This is a genomic window from Thiohalorhabdus sp., from assembly GCF_046545655.1.
Classification (GTDB): Bacteria; Pseudomonadota; Gammaproteobacteria; order Thiohalorhabdales; family Thiohalorhabdaceae; genus Thiohalorhabdus.
This window is the reverse complement of record NZ_JBKGZG010000048.1, coordinates 1-19,549: the sequence shown is the minus strand read 5'-3', so window position 1 is coordinate 19,549 and position 19,549 is coordinate 1. Positions and strand designations below refer to the sequence as shown.

The window sequence follows — 19,549 nt, the reverse complement described above, 5'->3', positions numbered from 1 at the left end:
GGGCTCGCGGATACCGCAACCAGCAGACCTTCATCACCATGATCTACCTGCTGGCAGCCCCCATCGGCAAAGTGGAAAAATCCATTTAGCGCGTCGAAGCGCCCAAAAAAATTCGGGGCCCCCGAAAACGAACCGGGGTCCCTGTGGTCTCAGTTGGTGTAGAGGAGAGAAAAGGTAGGAAACGGGTCTTCCTGCTGGCAAGAAGCGGGTGGGCGGAAAAGCCTTCCGTACGGAAAGCTTGTTGCGTCTACTGGGCAATTCGATGCACCGCCCATCTCCTTTTCTCCCTCCATACCCCCGTCTCCCGGGGTTTCCTTTCGGTCCCCAGCCCCGGGAAGGGGGCGGCCCGGGCTTTCAGGCCCGGGCCTTTTTTTGCGCTCCCGAACCGGGGAGCCCTCCGGTCGGGATCGACCCACTTTCGCCAGGGTCGCTGGGATGCTCCATAATTCCTAACAGAACTGAAAGAAACCGGCCACCCGGGAGAAGGTCCCGAACCGGCCCAGCCTACCCCGGGCCCACCGACCGAACGGGGGCAGGGCTCCTCCGGTTCGGAACCGGAACCGGCTTTCCTTCCCGGCACCCCCGGAGCCGAGCCATCGATCGGGATTTCAGCGAGGACAGGAAAGGGAATTGCCATGAACCAGCAACGGGTGCCGCTGACCATCAGCCCCGATTCCATGATCGGGGAAGAAAAGTACAGGGTGTCGGGTGCCCCCCTGCGGGGGCGGGATTGGTGGTTCACCATCGATGCGGAGGGGAACGCCTCCATCCTTCTGGCGGAGGCCCCCGGAGAGGAGGAGGAGCACCTGGTCATCGACCTCTCCCCCAACGAGGACGCCACCCGCTCCCAGCTCCTGGAGGCGGACCTGCTGACCCTCGCCTACTGGCTCCGCGCCGCCGCCGTGGAGTACCTGACCGGATACAGCCTGGAGGAGATTCCCCGGTCGGAGTGGGAGTCCATCACGGAGGGAACGCCGGTTCAGTAGATCCGTGGAGCCAGGGCAGAAGGTTTTAAACCTGCGCAGGCGCCTGGACCCCCGCAGGCGGACGGATCCCCGGGCGCACTAGCCGCGGGATTCCGCCCTAGCCGCTCATGGCCATGCGCACCAGGCTGTCCACGTCGTTCTCCTCGAGGTGGGAAGCCGCCAGCTGCGCCAGATCCTCGGCTTTCTGCACCGCATCGCTGTGCATCTGGTCCACGTTCCCTCCCGGGGCGTAGTCCACGGGCACCCGCACCCGGACCGTCGGCTCCAGCCCCGTCTCCTCGTCCCGAAAGTTCAGATCCACATCCACCCATGCGAGCTTCCCCTCTTCGTCGGCGGGTACCATCTCCGCTTCCGGGGGAAGGTTCAGGGATTGGAACGTGTAGGCCATGGAGCGCCTCCTTCCTGCCGATGGAACCGGGTCACTCTGCCGCGAAGTCCTCCTCGCGCACCTCCGCCGACAGCTGGTAGTAATTCTTCTGCGCCTCCGCCTTCAGCCGCAGCCCCTTGGGGACGACAATGACGAAATGAGCGTCGTCGTCCTTCCGAACGAAGCGGTCGAAGGCCTGCCACTGCAGCCGGGTCTCCTCGCTACCGAGGGTCTCCTCGGTCTCCACCTCGTAGATGTGCAGGCGATTGCCCCGGGCCAGGACATCCGGGACCCGGCCACCGATGGGATCGGGAATCTCGAACCCGTCCACCCCATCGGCGAGCACCTCGTTGAATCCGCCGTCGCGGAGCCCCTGGGCGATACGGCGGACCATGGCGTCGTGTCGCTCCTGCCCGGGAATTAGCCGCCTCATACTCGGTACCTGCAGGCTGATTGATCCTCATCCGATTAAAGCAAGGCCCCGCACCCGGCGTCCACCGCCGCGCAGCCACCCGGAGCTAGCGGGGCATCCTCACTTCCTCGTCGCAGAACATCCGGGGAGAATCCGGATCGTCGCCGGGCTCGCGGCGGACCTTGGTCAGGCGCATGTCCAGGGAGCCGAAGGACAGGTCCAGATTCATCCGTACCGGGATATGGCCCTCGGGGGTCAGATGCAGCAGCCAGTCGTCCCCGCCCTTGCGCTTGCCGTCCGGTCCCACCGTGTAAGGCTCCACTCTCAAAAGCTCCTTCCCATCCTCCTCCACCCGGTCCATTGCGGGTACCACCAGCGTCTTCCGCTTCTTGCCGTCGATCAGCGGCAGCCGCCGCTCCTCCTGCTCGTTGAGGGGCATGCGCCGGATGGTATAGATGGCTGAGAGCACATCGAGGGTCCCCTCGGGGATCTCGATGGTCTTTTCCTTGTCCCCTTTCCGGAACAGAACCTTGCCCCCGGACTGGAAGTCCAGCGTCTTTTCCTTGGTGCGACCCCGCTCGATCTGGGTGATGCGGTTGTGCTGGGGCATCAGCTCGTCGTTCTTGAACCGAGCCGAGGTATAGATCTGATCCCGCACCGGATAGAAAGCCTCCACGAAACCGGACGAACAGATCTGCGCCCGGAGGACCAGCCCCGTGTTGCTGGGATAGGCGCGGAACATGCCCTTGCCAGCCTTCATCCCCGACCAGCGCACGTCGTAATACAGCTCCTCGAACCCGATCTCCCAGGCGGACGAGGAGGACGTTCTGTCGTCCTGACCCAGAGCGGGGAAAGCCAAGAGGAAGCCGGAAAACAGGAGCAGCGGCCGCAACGGTCGACGAGCAGTCACTGCTCTTTCCCCACGACGGATCTTTCTTGGTCCCTGGTTTTCTTGAAAAAGGTCAAAAGGGCCTCCAGGTTGTATGCTGAACGGGAGCCTGTTTGTTTCCATGGCATACCCAGGCCCTCCATGGGCCTCGGTCATCCCAAGGGAGGATCGCACATGGCCACGCCAACGCAGAATGCCCGCTGCGGCATAGTTGGTCCGATCATCGCCTACCTGGTAATTGCAGCCCTGGTTCAATGGATCGGCACCAGCCTCCTCGGGCAGCACATAGGAGGCACCCTCGTAACCGCGCTCGTCATGGGCGGAATCGGGGTCCACATCCTTTGCACCCTGAACCTGGACCGGAAACGCCGGGCCATGCAACCTTAAGCCGCGAACAAGCGACGGCCCGGGCTCCCCGGGCCGTCGCTTCGCCGCATGGCCAACCATCCCCCTGCTGCCTTCGCTTTTTCACGGCAAAAGCAGCGCGTTCGGATCCTCATCCCCCATCAGGTGACGGTACTCGTAGCGGGTGATGCTGTCCCGCCGTCGCAGGATATCCTCCACTTCCGCCCGCAGCTCCGGGCTACGCACGGCACGCTCCCACAGCTGCTCGTACTCGGGCTTGTGGATGGGAGCGAAGCTGGCAGGGATGGAATCGAACTCCATGGCCACCTTGAGCAGGGGCCCCAGACAGGCCAGACCGGCCCACAGGGCGAAGACCGCCCCCAGTACCGCCCCGGAGGCCGCCACGAGCATGAAACCGCCAATTCCGGTGGCGACGGCCGCGGCCAGGACCAGCAGTTGGAACAGCGCGAAGCGCTGGAACCCCCGCCGAAGGGACTGGATATCGCCCACGCTTCCCCATTTATCGGATGGTGCCGTCATGATTTCCCCCTTCAGAGGATCAATCCCTCCTTCCCATGAGATAGCACTTCCCGCCCAAAGGTCCAAACCCGGAACAGCCGTTGGCCATTTTTCCGAGTCAGGGGCGCGCAGACCTCGCTTTGCCAAGCCGGCTCGTACCGGAAAACCGCAGTGCGACTGCGGGGAATCCTCCATGCCCGGCGGTTAAGTTTTATATTTTTTGATACTTTTTATTTCCATCGTAATTTCCTGCCTCTGGAGAACCTCCCGCCGCTCCGCCGACTGACCACCTCCAGACACATCAATTAGCGGCGCGGCCACCTTTGCCTCGGCAACTTGGCCGCGGGAGCCTGAAAAAACCCCCCACATTTACCGGAGAAACCGCCGATGCGTGTCAGGTTTCGGCCTTCGGCCCTCCTGCTCCTGCTTCTCCTGGCCTCCCCGGTGGACGCCGCCACCCGGGAGGCCTTCTCCTCGGGCCCCTGGAAGGGAGAGGTCCTCCTTAGCGACTCCACCGGCGCCTTCCGGGGCTGCCTCATATCCACGCCGGGAGGCGCGGACACCTCCTACGGTTTCGCCTTGTTCCTCAACGGCCACCTGGGCCTGCTGGTGCAGAACACCGAATGGACCCTCCCCAAGGGACGGACCTACCGGGTGACCCTGGCGGTGGACCGGGAACGGGTGGGCCGCTTCCGGGCCCAGGCCCTGCGCGGCGACGTGGTCCACCTGGACCTGGGGGCCTGGGAGGAGGCCCCCGTGCGCGTGCTGCGCAGCGGCAAGCGGTTGACCCTGTCCTCCGAGGCGGCGGAGTCCGCTTTCCCCCTGCTCCTCCACGGCACCGACAAAGCCCTGCCCCGGCTGAACGAATGCTTCCGCGAGCACTCCGACACCCGCCCCTTCGACGACCCCCGACCCTCCCGGGACGAGGTCCAGGCCCAGGCGCCCGTTCGCTAGGCCTTCCGGTGACCCCGCACCGGTGGCCGGGCTTGAAACAAACCAAAAAAAGGCCAGCGGCTGACCGCTGGCCCTACTCTATGCGAAGACCGCCGGGACTTAATGCGCGCCGGGACCCGCCTGGATCCCCGTGATGAGCACGGTTACGGCCATTCCCAGCCCGATCAGGCCCAGCAGCAGAGCCAGTCCTACAAGAATGAAGCCCACTGGTTTCTCCTCCTTTTGATCCGGATTCTTTTGTCGGGGCCCTCTTCTATACGCTGCGTCGCCAAAGGGCAACCCCCGGTTCCCCCAACTGGGACCTCTTTACTTATGAAAATATTCTAACTTATTGATAAAAAACCGTTGTTGACACCGGTTCCCCCCTGCGTTTTATATGAAAAGGACCAACCGTTTGTTAAAAAAGGGAGCGCCTCATGGACCTCGACAACCCCCGCCGCCTGGCCAAACAGGCCATCCAAGCCACCGTCCCCCCGGATCTCTGGGAGCGCAACAGGAGCTTCGTCCAGGAGCTGCAGGAGACCATCCACAACCATCGCCTGGTCGGGCATTCCGCGGGCCGGGCCCTGGCAGACGGCCAGTTCACCAAGGAGGACCTGGCCCGGATCCATCTCGAATACCGCCACGCGGGGGTGAAGATCTTCACCGACGCGCTGCTCATCGCCCAACTGCTCACCAAGCAGGTGGAAAGCCGCCTCGGCCCCGGGAGCAAGATGCCGTCCCGCTTCCTGCTGACCCTCAACGCCCTGGACGAGTTCGGCTTCCGACCGGGAGTGGACCAGGACGGCTACTACCGGGGCAACCCCGCCCTGGCCCATTATCCCCTCTTCGAGGACCTGCTCGACCAGCTCGGTGTCGGCCGCGAGGAGCGGGAGACCTACACGCCGACGCCGGTGGCGGACGCCCTGCACCACAACCTGGAGTCGGCCTACCAGGACCTGGCGGTGCTCACCCTCTTCCTCACCATCGCGGAGAAGCAGGTGGTCCTGTTCAGCCCGCCCCTGCGCGCGGCGGTCATGGCGGTGGGGATCGACGTGAAGGGCGGCTACTACGAGTTCCACGGCACCAGCGACGAGGAGGAGTGGACGGCCTACGACGATGACCACGAGGACGACCTCTGGTACATCCTCATGCAGGCCCTCACCCCCGAGCAGTACGAGCCCGTGCGGGCCAGGGCCGAGCACTACCTCGGCCTGTGGGCTCAGTTCTGGGACGAGCAAATGAAGCTCTGGAAGGCCCCCATGGCCTCGTGAGTGGGACGTGGCGGGGTCGGACGTCCGGCCCTGCCCAATTTGCCCGGCAAGGAGCGATGCCCATGCGACTCTTCGGAAGAAAGCGGAAGGACCCGGAAAAGACCATCTACGCCGCGGTCTCCCCCCAGGAGGACGGCACCACCGCCATCGACGTCCGCGGCCAGACCTGCCCCGGCTACCTCCTCGCCATCAACCAGGCCATGGACTCCCTGGAGCACGGCACCACGGCCAAGCTCCTGGTGGACTACCCACCGTGCGGGGACGACGTCCGCGCCTGGTGCGACGAGAAGGGGTACCGGTTCCTGGATTTCGCCCAGGAGACTGAAAACTGGGCCATTCTGGTGCAGAAGTGAGCCAGCCACCGGCCGGAGATCCCCCAGCGCCCAATCCCCAGATTTGACAAAAGGCTTCAGCCTCCCAAGAATTCCGCCAAACGTTGGTAAGGACCCCCTAATGCCACAGCGGAAGACCGATCGCGAGGCCGTGCTCGAGGAGGCGGAGACCCTGTTCCGCCAGAAGGGGTACGGCAATACCACCATGGCCGACATCGCCAAGGCCACCGGCCTCCTCAAGGGCAGCCTGTACTACTACTTCCCCAGCAAGGAGGAGCTGGCCCTGGCCATCCTGGCCCGGGTAGGCGAGAAGCTGCGGGGAATGGTGGCGGACCGCGCCTACGACGAGAGCCGCCCGGCTCCCGTGCGCTGGCGATCCATCATGGAGGCCACCCGGGCCTACTTCCTGGAGACCCGGGGCTGTCTGATGGGCCACATGGGGCTGGAGGTGGCCGAGGCCACACTGCCCTTCGCCGACCGCATCCGTGCCTTCTTCGAGGAGTGGACCACGGCCCTGGCCCACGTCCTCCAGTCCGCCTACACGCCGGAAGAGGCCCAGCGGCTGGCCAACGACACCGTGGCCCGCATCGAGGGAGCCGTGCTGTGGCTGCGCATTTGCGGCGACACCGGCCCCCTGGACCGCGCCTGCGACGAGCTCGCCGAGCTCCTTTAGGCCCCGGCTCGTCGAGCCGGGCTCGGCGCGATACATAAAACAATCGTTTGTTTAAAGGGGCGCCAACCATGCGCAAGCGAGAGGATCTGCTCCACCCGGGGGAACGGACCGCCCAGGAGCGCTTTGCCGGGCCCAACGCCTGGCCGGAGGCCGCCCTGAACCAGATGTTTCGGGAGCGGATCAACGCAGCCATCGCCGAGTTCCTGGAGGCCCGGCCCTTCTTCTTCATCGCCACCGCCGACGCCGATGGCAACTGCGACGCCAGCTTCCGGGCCACGGAGCCGGACCCCGAGGGCCGGCCCCAGCCCGCCGTGCGGGTCGTCGACGAGCGGACCCTGGTGTTCCCCGACTTCAGGGGCAACAACCTCTTCAGCTCCCTGGGGAACCTCCTGGTCAACCCTCGCATCGGCATGCTGTTCATCGACTTCGAGAACGCCCTGCGGGTGCGGGTGAACGGCGCCACGGAGGTCGTCGAGGACCCCGGGGCCTATGCCGACACCTGGCCCACGGCCCAACGCTACGTGCGGGTCACCCCCGAGCAGATCTTCGGCAACTGCTCCAAGCGCATTCCCCGGCTGGTTCCCGCCGCAGCCCAACGGACCCGGGAGGAGTCCCCATGAGCTACCCCGCCCCGGCCCCCGAGGAGGAAGCCGTGCAGACCCGGGCGATCCGAATCTTCGAGCGCGCCTCCGGGCGCCTCTGGAGCGACGCCACGGAGACCGAGGAGCGCTTGGCCCGCTCCGCGGCCCGGGCCGAGCTGTGGGGGGAGAGCCTGGAAGCCAGCCTCTGGGCGCGTACCGAAGCGGAACAGTGCTTCCGGGGGGACTAGTGTCCTGGGGTGGTGTGCGAGGCCCCGGAGCCGGGATGAGCCCGCGAAGGAAGCCCGGCCCGCCCCCGGAGCGGAACGGGCCGGGACCGGCCCGAATCTCCTAGAAGTTGAGGCCCACGCCCACGGTGTGCACCCAGGCGCCGTCGTCGATCAGGGCCTCTGCCTCGTCGGCGCTGTTGAACAGCACCTGGTACTCCGTCTCGAAGAAGGCGAAGGTGTTCTCGTGGACGTAGTACTTCACCCCCGCGTCGGGTCCGGCGATCATGGTCTCCTCCACGCCATCCCCGTAGATGAAGCCGAAATGGCCACCCACATAGGGCCACCAGCGGCCGATATCGAAGTGGTAGTCGGCCCCGGCGCGCGTGGAGCCGCTCCAGGCGTTGTCCCCGGGTAGGTCCACCACGTTCAGCTGCTGCCGGATGCTGAACTTCAGCCGGTCCTGGAAGTACATCCCCCAGGAGCCGGAGAGTCCCATGCGGTTGTTATCGAACTCCGTGTCGCTGGTTCCCGTTCCGGAAAGGGTGACCTCCTGGTCGCCCTCCACGGGGCCGTACCGGTCCGCCTGCTGGGCCCACACCACGGTTGGAGCCACACCCATGAGCGCCCCTGCCACGATCCAACGATAAATAGACATTTTCACCTCCATGAAGCGAGCCAGGTCGCTTTTGCGGGCCTTCGAGGGCCCGCCTTGCTCTGTTAGGGCCAGCTCATATGGCACTGCTTCCTACTCCACCCGGGCTGGTACTGTCCGCTTCCTTTACAAGGCAGTGAACAGGGATCCCTGCGCCATACCCTGGGCCTGTAACCCTATAGTTCTTTGTGCCCCCTTTTTCCTCCGCGTTCCCGGCCATAGGGATGACAGGTGCATCATCGGGGAGATGCCGAACTCTCTGTATAGAGCGCTTTACAGAGGAAAATACCTGGGGCGCTTTGCTTGCAGGCCAGAACACTTTTAGGAGGCTGGAGGCACTTTCCGGGCGCGCCGCAAGCGAGGATTCGTTGGCGCGATGCCAGGACGCCGGCCACGACCCCGCCGCCCGGTATGTTTACCGGGATGCTTCTCTGGATCCAGCGGGGGTCGGGCTGGCGTGTGCTCGGGGATGGGGATGCCGGTTAACTCCGGACGGGAGGGGAAAGGCTGCATCCGGGGCCGACCCGGGAGGGAATCCCGTTAGCCGACCATGCGGTAACCGGAGGGGGTATCCTCCAGATCGCCGGCGCGGAGGCCGGCCTTCTCCAGGCAACGGTAGCAGAATCGGCCATGGGAGGGCGTCCAGAAACGCTCCTCGTAGTCTTTGGCGGGCCAGTCGGGGCAGTCCGAATGGAAATGCCAGACCTCGACGGGATCGAAATAGGAAAAGATGGATTTCCGATACGACATGCGGGAGCCCTCCCCCTTGGGGTTCGCCATGGGTGATGATCTGAAGAAATTTTTTACACAGGGGGGGAAACCGACAATTCGGGCAATTCCTAGCCCACCCTCGGAAGGTCCCTTGCGAATACCGTTCCCAAGGGAATTCCATCCTCGGTCCGGCGCACGCGCTACCGGCCGGTTCCTTATTGTCTTTCCACCACGCGGACGTGATCCGGCGTGGCTTTTGGCCTATGCTTGCACCCCTCCGGGATGGGCGACTCCCATCCGGGCGAAGGCGAACCAAGCGTTTTCGAGCAAGCGGGGGGAACCATGCGCGCAGGTATCGGAATCGCCACGGCCCTGGGGGTGGCGGGCTTGGTCTGGACGGGGCCCATAGGCGCCGAAGGCGGATCGGAAGAGGCCGAAAAGGCCGAGGAAAGCGACATCCGCAAGGAGCTCGGGGATCTCGGCCGGGAGATCCGCGGTTCCATGCAGGAGCAGGGCCGCTTCGTGGGGGATAAGCTCGGCGAGTGGAGCGAGGGCAGCAGCTCCTGGCTGGCCGACCGGGGCCTGCACACCCGGGTGAAGACCACCCTGTCCGGGGTACTCGGGGCGGGCAGCCTGGCCTCCGTGAACGTGGACGTCTCCGAGGGGGTGGTCACCCTGCGCGGCGAGCTGGAAAGCTGGGACCGGATCGCCCGGGCGGTGAGCGCGGCGGAGCAGGTGGAAGGGGTCCGGCGGGTGGTATCCGCCCTCACCGTGGAAGGCGAGTCCTGACCATGCCCGCCAACCGCCCGCTGCCCGCCCGTGCCCTGCTCGGGCTGCTCCTGGGCCTGCTCGGCCCCGCGCCGGCGGCCGGCGCGGAGGACGCCTACCTGGCGGAGCTGATCCAGGCCGCCCGGGAACAGGACCTGGCGGCGTCCCCCCAATGGCGCGCCCTGCTGCACTACGAGGGGGGACGGACGGGCGGGGAGAGCCGGGCGGACGACCCCGATTTCTTCTTCGCCCCCGAGGGCAAGACCGACCCCCGGGCCGAGCTGGAGGCCACCCTGGGCGCCTTCTTCCGGCCCCCGAGCCCCCACCAGCCGGTCCAATCCGGGGAGGAGGGGCCCCAGCATCCCCAGTGCGCATTCCCCGCGCGCTACCAGTGGCTGAAGCGCAAGCTGGACTTCGACCCCGACCGGCTGCCGGAGCGGCCCTGCCCCCGCTTCGAATGGTGGCGGGATCAGCTCGACGCCGCTGGCGTCACGCTGGTCTTCCCCGCCGCCTACCTGAACAACCCCTCCTCCATGTTCGGCCATACCCTGCTGCGCCTGGACCGACCGAACCAGACCTCCGACAACCGGATGCTCGCCTACGCCGTGAACTACGCGGCGGACACGGGCAACGACGGCGGCTTCTTGTTCGCCATGAAGGGGCTTACCGGCTTCTACCCCGGACGGTTCTCCGTCGCCCCGTACTACGAGAAGGTCAAGCTCTACAACGACCTGGAGAGCCGGGACATCTGGGAGTACCCCCTCAACTTCACCCAGGCAGAGGTGGACCGCATGGTGCGCCACCTGTGGGAGCTGCGGGGGATCCGCTTCGACTACTACTTCTTCAACGAGAACTGCTCCTCCCAGCTCCTGGGGCTGATGGAGGCGGCGCGCCCGAGCCTGTCGTTAAGCGAGCAGTTCGACTACTGGGCCATCCCTGCCGACACGGTGCGGGCTGTCCGGAAGGTCCCCGGGCTCATGGGGAAGCCCATCTACCGTCCTGCCCTGGAGACGCAGGTGCTGTACCGCGGGGGCCACCTGGAGGACCCGCACAAGCGGCTTGCCGAGGAGATCGCCCAGGGCCGCACGGCGCCGGACGCCGACGCCGTGATCGACCTGCCGCCCGAGGACGCTGCCCGCACCCTGGAGCTGGCCTACCACTACCTGCGCTACCTCCGTGCTGGCGAGGAGCGCGACGACGAGAGCGCCAAGCGGGCCCGCTCCATCCTCGTCGCCCGCAGCCGGGTGGACCATCCCGGGGTCACCGAGCCGGCCCCGGCCCCGGAGGTGCGGCCCGACGAGGGCCACCGCTCCGCGCGGCTCCGGCTCGGCGCCGGCCTGCGGGACGGCTACGGCTTCCAGGAGATCGGCCTGCGCCCCGCCTACCACGACCTGCTGGACCCTCAGGGCGGCTACGTGGAAGGGGCCAAAATCGAGCTGCTGGACCTGGCCGTGCGCCGCTACGAGCGGGACGCCTCCACCGAGGTCCACCGGGTGGAGCTGGCGAGCATCGTCTCCCTCTCCCCCCGCGACCGCTTCCGCAGCCCCATCTCCTGGAAGATCAACACCGCCGCCGACCGCTACCCCTTCGACCCGGAAGGGGAGGAGGACGAGCGCCCTTGGCGGTGGCGCACCAACGGAGGAGCGGGCATCGCCTGGGACCTGGGCGGCCGGGGCATCGCCTACGCCCTCCTGGAGGGCACCGCCGACGCCTCGAGCGCCCTGGAGCGGGGCTACGCCCTCGGCCTGGGCCCGGGCCTCGGTGTGGTGGGCGACCCCCTGCCCGCTTGGCGCGTGCACCTGCACGGCCGGCTGCAGCGGTTCGGGGTGGGCAGCCCCTTCACCGAGGCCTCCGTGCAGCTCGACCAACGCCTGCGCCTGACCCGGAACCACGCCCTGCGCCTGGAGGCCACACGGCGCCACCTCCTCGACCGCTGGTGGACCGAGGGGCAGCTATCCTGGGACTGGCACTTCTAGGAACGAGCGGCCTTGTCCGAAAGGGCACACATAAAATTCGACCCTTTTGGACAGACAATCCGCCCGGAAATCCCTTGAATCTGCATTTCCATGGGCAACCCCCTGGCATGGTTGACACTTCCCGACAGGTGGGGCCCAATAATGCGGAACCGAACCGACCACCCAACCAAAAGGGGACTTGGGTTATGTGGAAGAAAACCGCCGTTGTCGCCGTTCTCGCGGCCCTTCCCATGTCTTCGGCCATGGCCAAGGACAGCACCGGCTGCGGTGTCGGCACCATGATCTTCGACGGCCAGGAGGGCGTGGTGCCGCAGGTGCTCGCCGTGACCACCAACGGCACCTCCGGCAACCAGACCTTCGGCATCACCTCCGGCACCCTGGGCTGCGACCAGGACGGCGTGGTGAAGTCCGACGCCCAGCTGACCGCCTTCGTCTCCTCCAACATGGAAAAGCTCGCCGCCGACATGGCCTCCGGCAACGGCGAGACCCTTGCCTCCGTGGCCGAGCTGATGGACGTGCCCGAGAACGAGCGGGGCGCCTTCTATCAGGCCGCCAAGGACAACTTCGCCTCCATCTACGGCGGCGAGCAGGTCACCGCCGGCGAGGTGGTGGCGGGCCTGAAGGGCGTGGCCGCCAGCACCAGCGCCTAAGACCCGGCCGGCCTTCCGGGGACGGCGAAAGGGCGGCCCGAGGGCCGCCCTTTTCTATTCTGGCCCCCCTTCCCCGTCGCGCCCTTCCCCCCACCGCCTCGCCGCCGGGACCGGCGCACTCGCCGGCCGGGACGTGCTGGCCCTGGACCTGCTCGCCCCTGTGAGCGATCCGCTGGTCGAAGGCCTCCACCGGAACGAGCCACCCCGCCCGACCACCTCGCCCTGGAGCTGGAGTTCATGAACTTCCTCGCCTTCAAGGAGCATCAGGCGCGGGAGGAAGGCGACGCGGCGCATCTGGAGGGGTACGTCCGCGCCCAGTGGGACTTCCTGGAGCGCCACCTGGGGCGCTGGGTGGAGGAATTCGGGACGCAGGCCGGAGAAAAGCCGAGCCCCTGCGAGGGCCGGCCCGGACGCTGGCGGGGTTCGTGGCGGCCGAGGAGGCCCGGGCGGCTGGCGCCTAGCGGAGCGGGGGAAGGCGCGGGCAACCGAACAGCCGGGGCCGCAGAAGGCGTCCCCATCGGACCCGACACCCCGCAGCACCTCGCTCCACGGGCGCGTATCCGTCCCGGCCGGCACCCGCCTCAGGGGCTCGGCGGGGACCTCCCTCGTCACGGCGTCCTCCTCCTTCCCCCTGCTGCCCATCAGTTCCCTGGACCGGAGGCGGACCGACGGGTTCCGCCCCTACCCCTGCGGGGATAGAGCTTCGGGCGGACTCAGCCCCGGTGGCGGATGCGGTGGAACTCCACCACCGTCAGCACCAAGCCGATGACCATCATGAGGAAGACGAACGCCGCCACGGCCAGGTGCAGGCTACTGATCATGGTCTTCGCTCCGGGCCAGCAGGGCCGCCAGCTTGAAATAGATGCCGAAGCACAGGATGGCCGGCACCCAGATGGCGGTGAATATGCCCTGGCTCTTGTAGCCGGAGTACCAGAGGAACCCGGATACGAAAAAGGAAACGGCCACGGCGAGCAGAATGAAGAGATCGGAGAGCTTGAACATCGGGGACCTCCCGCGGCAGCCGGCGCCACCCGCCGGCGGGTGCGGTTCAGGAGCTAGAAGTCGGCGAAGGCCGCGCTGGCCAGAAGCAGCCCCGCCACGATGACCGCTGCCACCACCCGCAGACCGACGGGACCCACGGCCGCCCCTACCGAGGGCACCCCCGGAAGAAGCCCCACGAGGACCCACAGCAGCGGGAGCCCCGCCACGCCCGCGCCCAGGAGGCCGGGAACCAGCCGCCACCGCGGCAGGGCACCCCGGGTTCGGGGGCGCGGCCGAAACAGGGGGCCGGGGCGTCTCCGCTTACGCATGGGACCCCCACGCGGTCGTGGTCCGCTCGGGTGGTGGACTCGGTCCACCTTCCCGAATACCACCCCGGGAACAAACGTGTATAGGCTCCGGCCAACGGCGCGGGACGGGAGGGGCCTCGGACAAGGGAGGATCGACACTGCCTTCCGGGCGGGAAAAGGGAACGTCAGGGAGGCGCGCCTGGGGGAAGCAGGAAGGCCGTTGCGGAACTTCTCCCGCCCCTTTCCGGTGCCGCCCGGGAACCCGCCAGGGTCTGCCGCAAAAACATCCCCGGCAGGGGTCCGCCGGGGATCCCGATCCCCGGGGCCCGAGCCGCTAGGCGGCCTCGTGGCTCCGCGCCACGGCCCCCGGGGCGTCCCACACCAGCACCAGGGCGGCAATCGAGCACACCGCCATCATCAGCACCACCGTCCACAGGTCGCCGCCCACCAGCACCGAGGAAAAGGCGCTGATGACTCCCGCCGCGCTGAACTTCAGGGCGCCGAGCATGGCCGAGGCGGTGGCCGCGATCTCCCGGAAGAACTCCAGGAACAACGTGAAAATGTTGGGCAAGCCGGCGCCGAAGGTGCCCACCGCCAGCAGCGCGCCCGGCAGGAACAGCTCCAGGGACGGCCCGGCCAGGGTCACCGCCAGGAGGTAGAGCGTGGCCAGGGCCTGCAGGGCCACCGTGGCGCGCAGGATGGCCGCCGGGCCGTAGTGGCGCAGGAGCCAGCCGTTGAACAGGTTGAAGCCCGCCATGGAGCCCACCGCCGCGGCCATGACGATGGAGAAGTGGGTTGGGGAGAGCCGGAACCACTCCTGGAACACGAAGGAGGCGTGGGTCAGGAACAGCATGTTGACGCTGAACACCAGGGCCAGGATGTACAACAGCCGCATGGCGGTGCCGTGCCGCAGCACCACCCGGTAGTCGGTGACCAGGGTGTGCAGCGGCTTGCTGCGGTCGGGCCGGACGGGATAGCTGCGGAACAGGGTCTGGCGCAGCATCACCTGGATGCCGACGGCGTAGGCCGCCATCAGGGCGAAGATCCCCGGCCAGCTGCTGAGCTCCAGGGTCAGCGTGCCCAGCAGCGGCGCCACCGCCGGCACCAGGAAGGTGACCAGGGCGATGAGGCTGAACAGCCGGGCCGCCTCCGGCCCGCTGGAGTGGTCCCGAGCGATGGCCGGGGCGCTCACCAGGCAGAAGCCCGCCCCCAGGGCCTGGAGGATCCGCCAGCTGAGGAGCCAGGCGAAGGATTCCGCCCCCACGATGGCCAGGCTGCCCCCCGCGAACAGGGCCAGCCCCCCGAACATGACGCTGGGCCGGCCGTAGCGGTCCGACAGCGGGCCGCCGATCAGGTGGCCCAGGGCCAGGCCCAGGAGGAAGATGCTCACCGTGAGGCCCACGTCCTGCACCGACACGCCCAGGGAGTAGGCGATGGCGGGGAAGGCGGGCAGGCTGGCGTCGAGGGCCAGAGGGCTAATGGCGATCGTGGCGCCGAGAAGCAGCGCTAGGCGCGGATGCGTCATGGTACTCCCTCTTTTCGGTTCGGTAGCGGGCCCGCGGGGCCCCAGGCGGTTGCACACGGAGAAACAGGCCGGTACCGGACTGGCCGGCCCTACCGGAAAATCCCCCTGAAGGGCTGGGGGGATGCCCTAGGGAGAATTCCCGAAAACCCTTAAGAAGGATTTCCGGGCCGAAAATTCCCGGGCCTCGCCAGAAAAATTCGCGGCCCACCCGGGAACACACGCAGTGGACTGTTTCCGCTGGAAAACCGCTTCGGAGGGAAGTACGGCCCTGACCGCCGCCGCCCCCTGTGCCAACAATGGGGGAAGCGATGGGGGCGGACCGCGCGCCCCGCCGCGGAACCCCACGGCCCGGAAAGGGAGCAACCGCATGCCCAGGCCCCCCACGGCGGCCACGACCACCCTTGCCTGCCTCGCCCTGGCCACCTGCGCCGCCCGGGCCGAGCCGCCCCCGGAGGCCGAGGAGCTACCCGTCTTCGACGTGGTGGAGATCGGCGGCGACGGCGCCAACTACCGGGCGGCGGCCCTCAACGATCGGGGCACGGTGGTGGGGCAGCGGGGCACGGTGTGGACGGCCCCCTGGCGCTGGCGGCCCGGGGACGAGGCGGTGACCGTCCTGCCCTTCCTGCCGAAGTGGGAAGGCGGCGAGGGCCGGGAGGCCGGGAACCCCGTGGCCGTGGTGCGGGACATCAACAACGAAGGCGTGGCGGTGGGCTCCGGGGGCGGGGACTACGAGCCCGAGCGCGATCCCGTGCTGTGGGACGCCGAGGGGGCGGTGCAGGACCTCGGCGGCCTGCCCGACGCCACCCGAGAGGCGGGCGCCGCCGAGCGCGTCACCGACGACGGCACCGTCTACGGCTGGACCCTGGACGCCGAGGACCGGGAGGTGGGCTTCCGCTGGACCGAGGACACCGGCATGGAGTCCTACGACGGGGAGCCCCCCGAGGAGGAGCCGGGGGAGGTGGAGCGCCGGATCCGCCAATTCCTGGCCGACCACGAGCTGGGCGCGCTGGTGGCCCCGGAGGAGGTGCCCGAATTCCCCGTGGAGGAAGAGTTCCAGCCCGGCCCCGACTACTTCGACGATCTGCGGATCCAGGACATCAACCGCGCCGGGCAGATCGTGGGCTGGCGGAAGGGCCTGCTCGGCACCCAGCGCTCCTACCTGCTCACGCCCCGCACCGGCGATCCGCCGCGATAGGGCCCAAATCCGGGGAAGGCGGCCACGGCACCCTCGCCCGGTTGCCCCCAGCAACCCCCTGCCCCGGCAACGGTCTCAACCAAGAGACCCTCCCGCCCGCGAGGTCGCAGCCTCCAGGGCTCCCACCACGGAGGGCAGGACCATGGGCAGGGTGCCCCGACTGCCCCTCCTCCTCGCCTTGCTGGGCCTGGCCACGGCTGGCTCCGCCGAGACCATCCGCCACCTGGAGGTGGAGCGGGACGGGCGGGAGTACAGCGTGCGGTTCGAAGCCGTGGTGGAAGCGCCCCCCGACCGCGTCTTCGCCCTGCTCACCGACTACGACCGGCTGGAGCGCCTGAACCCGGGCATCGTCGCCGCCGAGCGGCTGGGGATGGAGGGCGGCATGGACCGGGTCCGCACCGTCCTGGAGTCGTGCGTGGCCTTCTTCTGCCGGCAGATGGACCGCATCGAGGAGGTCCGAACCCGCCACCAGCGCACCATCGAAAGCCGGGTGGTCCCGGAGCAATCGGAGTTCGAATCCGGCCACACCCGCTGGCAGCTGGCGGCCGTCACCGAAGGCACCCGAATCCGCTTCCGCACCCGCATGGTGCCGGAATTCTGGGTGCCCCCGGTCATCGGCCCCTGGGCCATCCGGAGCAACCTGGAAAGCGATCTGCGGGGGCTTATTCGGCGGTTGGAGGAATTGGGGGAATCTTCGGATTGAAGGGGCACGTTACAAAGGGAGCCGGATGCCCAACCGTGAAGGAGCGTCACTGGTCATGGTCGGACGGAAAACTGAAGGCTCGGCCTCCGGTCAGCCTTCTGGGGTAACTGGGGGAAAACTCTTGTAAAGCAACCCCCTCCTGGCCTCGCAGGATGAAGGCACTTCAGCCCCGTGCAGTTCTACGTCATTGGAAGCGCAGGCCAACCCGAATGCCAAACTCGGATTCGCTCAGCCGGCTGACATCGGCCTCCGTACCCTGGATACTCTCATCGTCTCCGGACCCCATCTGGAAGTAACGGAAAAAGGGCTCAAGAGAAAGCATCTGGTTCTCCATGGCGAAGCTCAAGCGCAGCTCGTACCCGGCCGACCGGGATACGGTGGTGTCCTGTTGACCGTTTACAGCCCCGCTGTCGAACTGGTCCTCGCTCCAGGGAATAAAGCCCGCTTCCACCAAGGTTCGAATTTCCCAACCATTTTCGAAGGCATTGTGAAACCGAAAACCCACTGGGATGTAGATTGTATGGTTGACCCGGTCTGCCCTAGCAACGACCGGATGGGATAGGCGCCGGTAACCGAATCCCGAATAGGCAATAGTCCCTGCGGAAGATATTTTTCTTCCTAAAACAGCCCTCCCCTCAGTGATATCCCCCTGGTCAGTTTCATCAACGGCGCCATCCACATCAGTACGAACATCCCCCGTTACAAAGCGCCCCTCGACCCCCCATCGCCACTCATAACCCTGGAGCCACCTAGCTGCCACGCCATAGAGACCTCCGGAGGCGTGAAACCCCTTATTGCTATCAATGGTTAAATGGTTGGCTTCCGCATGAACGGCAACTTTTCCAACGGCGGCAACGGGAACCATAAAAAGTCCAGCCCCAAGTAAGGTTTTATAAAGGGAGATCATAAGACCCTCCGAGGGTAAAGAGTAGGGCAGAAGCCCCCGGCAATTCTGGATCTATACGGTAGCCGAGGGGTGTGTAGCCTATATTTTTAAACTGCCACTTATCCCATATGCTTTCAAAAGCAAAAAGTATATAAATGATTTTTCTTATAGATAGGAAACGGCAATTTAGGGAGGATCAGCGTATGTGCTGAACCATGCGCCGGCCATTCAGCAGAACAGCCCGCGGCGGATTCGTGGTTCGGCGGGGCATCAGAAGATATTCTCTATTTCAAAACCATCGGCCTTGGAGCGAGGGGCGATCCGGAGCTCGAGATCTAAAGCACCCAGGATCTTCAGGATCGTCTCCAGCTTCGCCTCCGGACTTCCGTTCTCGATCTGCGAAATCGTCGCCTGGCGCAGCCCAACCTTCGCGCCCAGTTGCGCCTGCGTGAATCCGCGAGCTTTCCGGGTCCGCCGGACCAGGCTGCCAATCTGTTTCGGTGTTCGCGCAAGAGCACTCATCCAAGCCTCCGAATCCGGAATACGCCCAAGCGTATGGAAAAATTTTATACTCCCGAGCGCATAGTTGCCAACTATACCCCGGAGCGTATAAGACATAAAAATACGTTTTAGCGTATAAGTGGAGGCTAAACCAGGGTGGGAGCCCGCAACAAAACACCTGTGCCCGAAGCCCGCTCTGGCCCCCGGACCGCCTGGGGCCCCTCTTGATCTCCGTTGCTCCAGCTCCGTGGCGGCCGCGAGGTGATGAAGTGCGTCGGCTCGGGGGTATCCGGGTCGTAAGGGTCGCTATCGGTGGGGAACCAGCAGTACAGCTGGGTCCTTCTTTCCTTGGCAGGCTTCCGGGCCGACCTCGCTACCCGCCACCGAAGAAGCCGAACCGCAGCCAAGACCGCCGCGCCCAGTCCTGCGCTAACCAACAGTCCTTCCATCGTCCGTTCCTATGGGCTGGGTGTACCAACCTCCACAATCGTCCCGGCCGGGGACCACCAGGAGCCGGCCCCCTGTCAGGAATCCCGGGCAATCCGCTCCAGGCGAGGCCGGAAGACGTTTACCAGGGTGTTAATGGACTCGGCGAGGAATGCCTTGATCCGCTCCCGGTCGGCATCTGCATGGGGGTTTTCAACATCCATGACGGCCCTGGCGGGATGGTTGCTTTTCGGGTCCCAGGTGAAGGAAGGGCCCAGCTCCTCCCCCAAATGGACGTCATCCTCCTCCAGATTCTTTATAAAGCCTTTTCCCATGTAGGCCCTGGAGAGGCCCAGATAGGCCCCGACCTCGCCCTTGGAGGGGCTCAGGAAGGCGGAAACCCAGATCTCCATACCCGATGGGGGCAGGGGGAAGAAGATGTTGGGCGATTTGGTCACATTGGCCAGGGGCTGACCGACGTCATCCAACTCCAGCTCCTCCAGGAATTCCCCCCAGAAATCCCGGTAGAACCGGTACACCGGATCCAGGTCGGCCGACTCCACCTCCTCGATGGTGTCCACCGTGGCACCGCCACCCTCCACCTGGATCACCGTGCGGTTCAGGATGGCGGAGCGGGCCAGCACCCGCGGTTGCATCAGGAGATCCGACTCCCCCACCCGGTACAGCGCCATCTCCACCAGCCCGAAGGCGAACTGCAGGTTGGCGTAG

23 protein-coding genes and 2 pseudogenes are annotated in these 19,549 nt (G+C 66.4%); 13 read left to right on the top strand and 12 right to left on the bottom strand.

Annotated elements, in window-relative coordinates; genetic code table 11:
* Window positions 1-635: 635 nt before the first annotated feature.
* Complete coding sequence (locus ACLFRB_RS10300) at window positions 636-986, top strand: hypothetical protein (RefSeq protein WP_411068925.1); 351 nt, start codon at window positions 636-638, stop codon at window positions 984-986.
* A 97-nt stretch (window positions 987-1,083) separates the two neighbouring features.
* Here ACLFRB_RS10300 and ACLFRB_RS10295 read toward each other — a convergent pair whose 3' ends face one another.
* The 4 genes from ACLFRB_RS10295 to ACLFRB_RS10280 form a co-directional block, all read right to left on the bottom strand.
* On the bottom strand, window positions 1,084-1,374 hold the full coding sequence (locus ACLFRB_RS10295) for a hypothetical protein (RefSeq protein ID WP_411068924.1): 291 nt from the start codon (window positions 1,372-1,374) through the stop codon (window positions 1,084-1,086).
* A 31-nt stretch (window positions 1,375-1,405) separates the two neighbouring features.
* On the bottom strand, window positions 1,406-1,747 hold the full coding sequence (locus ACLFRB_RS10290) for a hypothetical protein (protein ID WP_411068923.1): 342 nt from the start codon (window positions 1,745-1,747) through the stop codon (window positions 1,406-1,408).
* Between the two features lie 124 nt (window positions 1,748-1,871).
* Complete coding sequence (locus ACLFRB_RS10285) at window positions 1,872-2,675, bottom strand: DUF3108 domain-containing protein (RefSeq protein WP_411068922.1); 804 nt, start codon at window positions 2,673-2,675, stop codon at window positions 1,872-1,874.
* A gap of 447 nt (window positions 2,676-3,122) precedes the next feature.
* Window positions 3,123-3,539, bottom strand: a complete 417-nt coding sequence (locus tag ACLFRB_RS10280) for a hypothetical protein (RefSeq protein ID WP_411068921.1) — start codon at window positions 3,537-3,539, stop codon at window positions 3,123-3,125.
* A 366-nt stretch (window positions 3,540-3,905) separates the two neighbouring features.
* Here ACLFRB_RS10280 and ACLFRB_RS10275 point away from each other — a divergent pair, with 366 nt between their 5' ends.
* The 6 genes from ACLFRB_RS10275 (at window position 3,906) to ACLFRB_RS10250 (ending at window position 7,559) form a co-directional block, all read left to right on the top strand.
* A complete protein-coding gene (locus ACLFRB_RS10275) occupies window positions 3,906-4,472 on the top strand; it encodes a hypothetical protein (RefSeq protein WP_411068920.1) in 567 nt (188 codons plus the stop codon).
* Window positions 4,473-4,888: 416 nt separating this feature from the next.
* The gene (locus ACLFRB_RS10270; RefSeq protein ID WP_411068919.1) at window positions 4,889-5,725 is read left to right on the top strand and encodes a hypothetical protein; all 837 of its coding nucleotides are present in this window, start codon (window positions 4,889-4,891) and stop codon (window positions 5,723-5,725) included.
* 62 nt (window positions 5,726-5,787) lie between these two features.
* Window positions 5,788-6,078 (top strand): sulfurtransferase TusA family protein, encoded by a 291-nt coding sequence (locus ACLFRB_RS10265; protein WP_411068918.1) that lies wholly within the window; start codon window positions 5,788-5,790, stop codon window positions 6,076-6,078.
* A 100-nt stretch (window positions 6,079-6,178) separates the two neighbouring features.
* Window positions 6,179-6,730, top strand: coding sequence for a TetR/AcrR family transcriptional regulator (locus tag ACLFRB_RS10260; protein ID WP_411068917.1), 552 nt, complete (start codon window positions 6,179-6,181; stop codon window positions 6,728-6,730).
* Window positions 6,731-6,798: 68 nt separating this feature from the next.
* On the top strand, window positions 6,799-7,350 hold the full coding sequence (locus ACLFRB_RS10255; protein WP_411068916.1) for a pyridoxamine 5'-phosphate oxidase family protein: 552 nt from the start codon (window positions 6,799-6,801) through the stop codon (window positions 7,348-7,350).
* Complete coding sequence (locus tag ACLFRB_RS10250) at window positions 7,347-7,559, top strand: hypothetical protein (protein WP_411068915.1); 213 nt, start codon at window positions 7,347-7,349, stop codon at window positions 7,557-7,559. The genes ACLFRB_RS10255 and ACLFRB_RS10250 overlap by 4 nt, the downstream gene beginning before the upstream one ends.
* A 100-nt stretch (window positions 7,560-7,659) precedes the next feature.
* Here the strand turns inward: ACLFRB_RS10250 and ACLFRB_RS10245 are convergent, their stop codons facing one another.
* The gene (locus ACLFRB_RS10245; protein ID WP_411068914.1) at window positions 7,660-8,193 is read right to left on the bottom strand and encodes a hypothetical protein; all 534 of its coding nucleotides are present in this window, start codon (window positions 8,191-8,193) and stop codon (window positions 7,660-7,662) included.
* Window positions 8,194-8,730: 537 nt separating this feature from the next.
* Window positions 8,731-8,940 carry a hypothetical protein gene (locus tag ACLFRB_RS10240; RefSeq protein WP_411068913.1) on the bottom strand — a complete coding sequence of 70 codons (210 nt, stop codon included), beginning with the start codon at window positions 8,938-8,940 and terminating at the stop codon, window positions 8,731-8,733.
* Window positions 8,941-9,243: 303 nt separating this feature from the next.
* Between ACLFRB_RS10240 and ACLFRB_RS10235 the strand changes: the two genes are divergently transcribed.
* The 4 genes and pseudogenes from ACLFRB_RS10235 to ACLFRB_RS10220 all read left to right on the top strand — a co-directional run.
* On the top strand, window positions 9,244-9,690 hold the full coding sequence (locus tag ACLFRB_RS10235; RefSeq protein WP_411068912.1) for a BON domain-containing protein: 447 nt from the start codon (window positions 9,244-9,246) through the stop codon (window positions 9,688-9,690).
* Window positions 9,691-9,692: 2 nt separating this feature from the next.
* Window positions 9,693-11,645: a DUF4105 domain-containing protein gene (locus tag ACLFRB_RS10230; RefSeq protein ID WP_411068911.1), complete on the top strand. Its 1,953-nt coding sequence runs from the start codon at window positions 9,693-9,695 to the stop codon at window positions 11,643-11,645.
* 185 nt (window positions 11,646-11,830) lie between these two features.
* The gene (locus ACLFRB_RS10225) at window positions 11,831-12,295 is read left to right on the top strand and encodes a DUF3015 family protein (protein WP_411068910.1); all 465 of its coding nucleotides are present in this window, start codon (window positions 11,831-11,833) and stop codon (window positions 12,293-12,295) included.
* A gap of 180 nt (window positions 12,296-12,475) precedes the next feature.
* Window positions 12,476-12,994: pseudogene (locus tag ACLFRB_RS10220) on the top strand (molecular chaperone TorD family protein); the annotation flags it as partial.
* Between the two features lie 111 nt (window positions 12,995-13,105).
* Here ACLFRB_RS10220 and ACLFRB_RS10215 read toward each other — a convergent pair.
* The 3 genes from ACLFRB_RS10215 to ACLFRB_RS10205 all read right to left on the bottom strand — a co-directional run bounded on the left by ACLFRB_RS10215 (window position 13,106) and on the right by ACLFRB_RS10205 (window position 15,109).
* Window positions 13,106-13,297, bottom strand: a complete 192-nt coding sequence (locus ACLFRB_RS10215; RefSeq protein ID WP_411068909.1) for a hypothetical protein — start codon at window positions 13,295-13,297, stop codon at window positions 13,106-13,108.
* Between the two features lie 53 nt (window positions 13,298-13,350).
* Window positions 13,351-13,605, bottom strand: a complete 255-nt coding sequence (locus ACLFRB_RS10210) for a hypothetical protein (RefSeq protein ID WP_411068908.1) — start codon at window positions 13,603-13,605, stop codon at window positions 13,351-13,353.
* Between the two features lie 313 nt (window positions 13,606-13,918).
* On the bottom strand, window positions 13,919-15,109 hold the full coding sequence (locus tag ACLFRB_RS10205; protein ID WP_411068907.1) for a multidrug effflux MFS transporter: 1,191 nt from the start codon (window positions 15,107-15,109) through the stop codon (window positions 13,919-13,921).
* 367 nt (window positions 15,110-15,476) lie between these two features.
* Between ACLFRB_RS10205 and ACLFRB_RS10200 the strand changes: the two genes are divergently transcribed.
* Together ACLFRB_RS10200 and ACLFRB_RS10195 are read left to right on the top strand one after the other, a co-directional pair.
* Entirely contained in the window at window positions 15,477-16,304 is an 828-nt protein-coding gene (locus ACLFRB_RS10200) for a hypothetical protein (RefSeq protein WP_411068906.1), read from the top strand.
* A gap of 142 nt (window positions 16,305-16,446) precedes the next feature.
* Window positions 16,447-17,007, top strand: a complete 561-nt coding sequence (locus ACLFRB_RS10195; protein WP_411068905.1) for an SRPBCC family protein — start codon at window positions 16,447-16,449, stop codon at window positions 17,005-17,007.
* Window positions 17,008-17,191: 184 nt separating this feature from the next.
* On the opposite strand, the gene ACLFRB_RS10190 is transcribed toward ACLFRB_RS10195, so the two are convergent.
* The 3 genes and pseudogenes from ACLFRB_RS10190 to ACLFRB_RS10180 form a co-directional block, all read right to left on the bottom strand.
* Window positions 17,192-17,914, bottom strand: coding sequence for a hypothetical protein (locus tag ACLFRB_RS10190; protein ID WP_411068904.1), 723 nt, complete (start codon window positions 17,912-17,914; stop codon window positions 17,192-17,194).
* Between the two features lie 249 nt (window positions 17,915-18,163).
* Window positions 18,164-18,415 (bottom strand): helix-turn-helix domain-containing protein, encoded by a 252-nt coding sequence (locus ACLFRB_RS10185; protein WP_411068903.1) that lies wholly within the window; start codon window positions 18,413-18,415, stop codon window positions 18,164-18,166.
* 503 nt (window positions 18,416-18,918) lie between these two features.
* A pseudogene (locus tag ACLFRB_RS10180) lies at window positions 18,919-19,549 on the bottom strand (hypothetical protein); the annotation flags it as partial.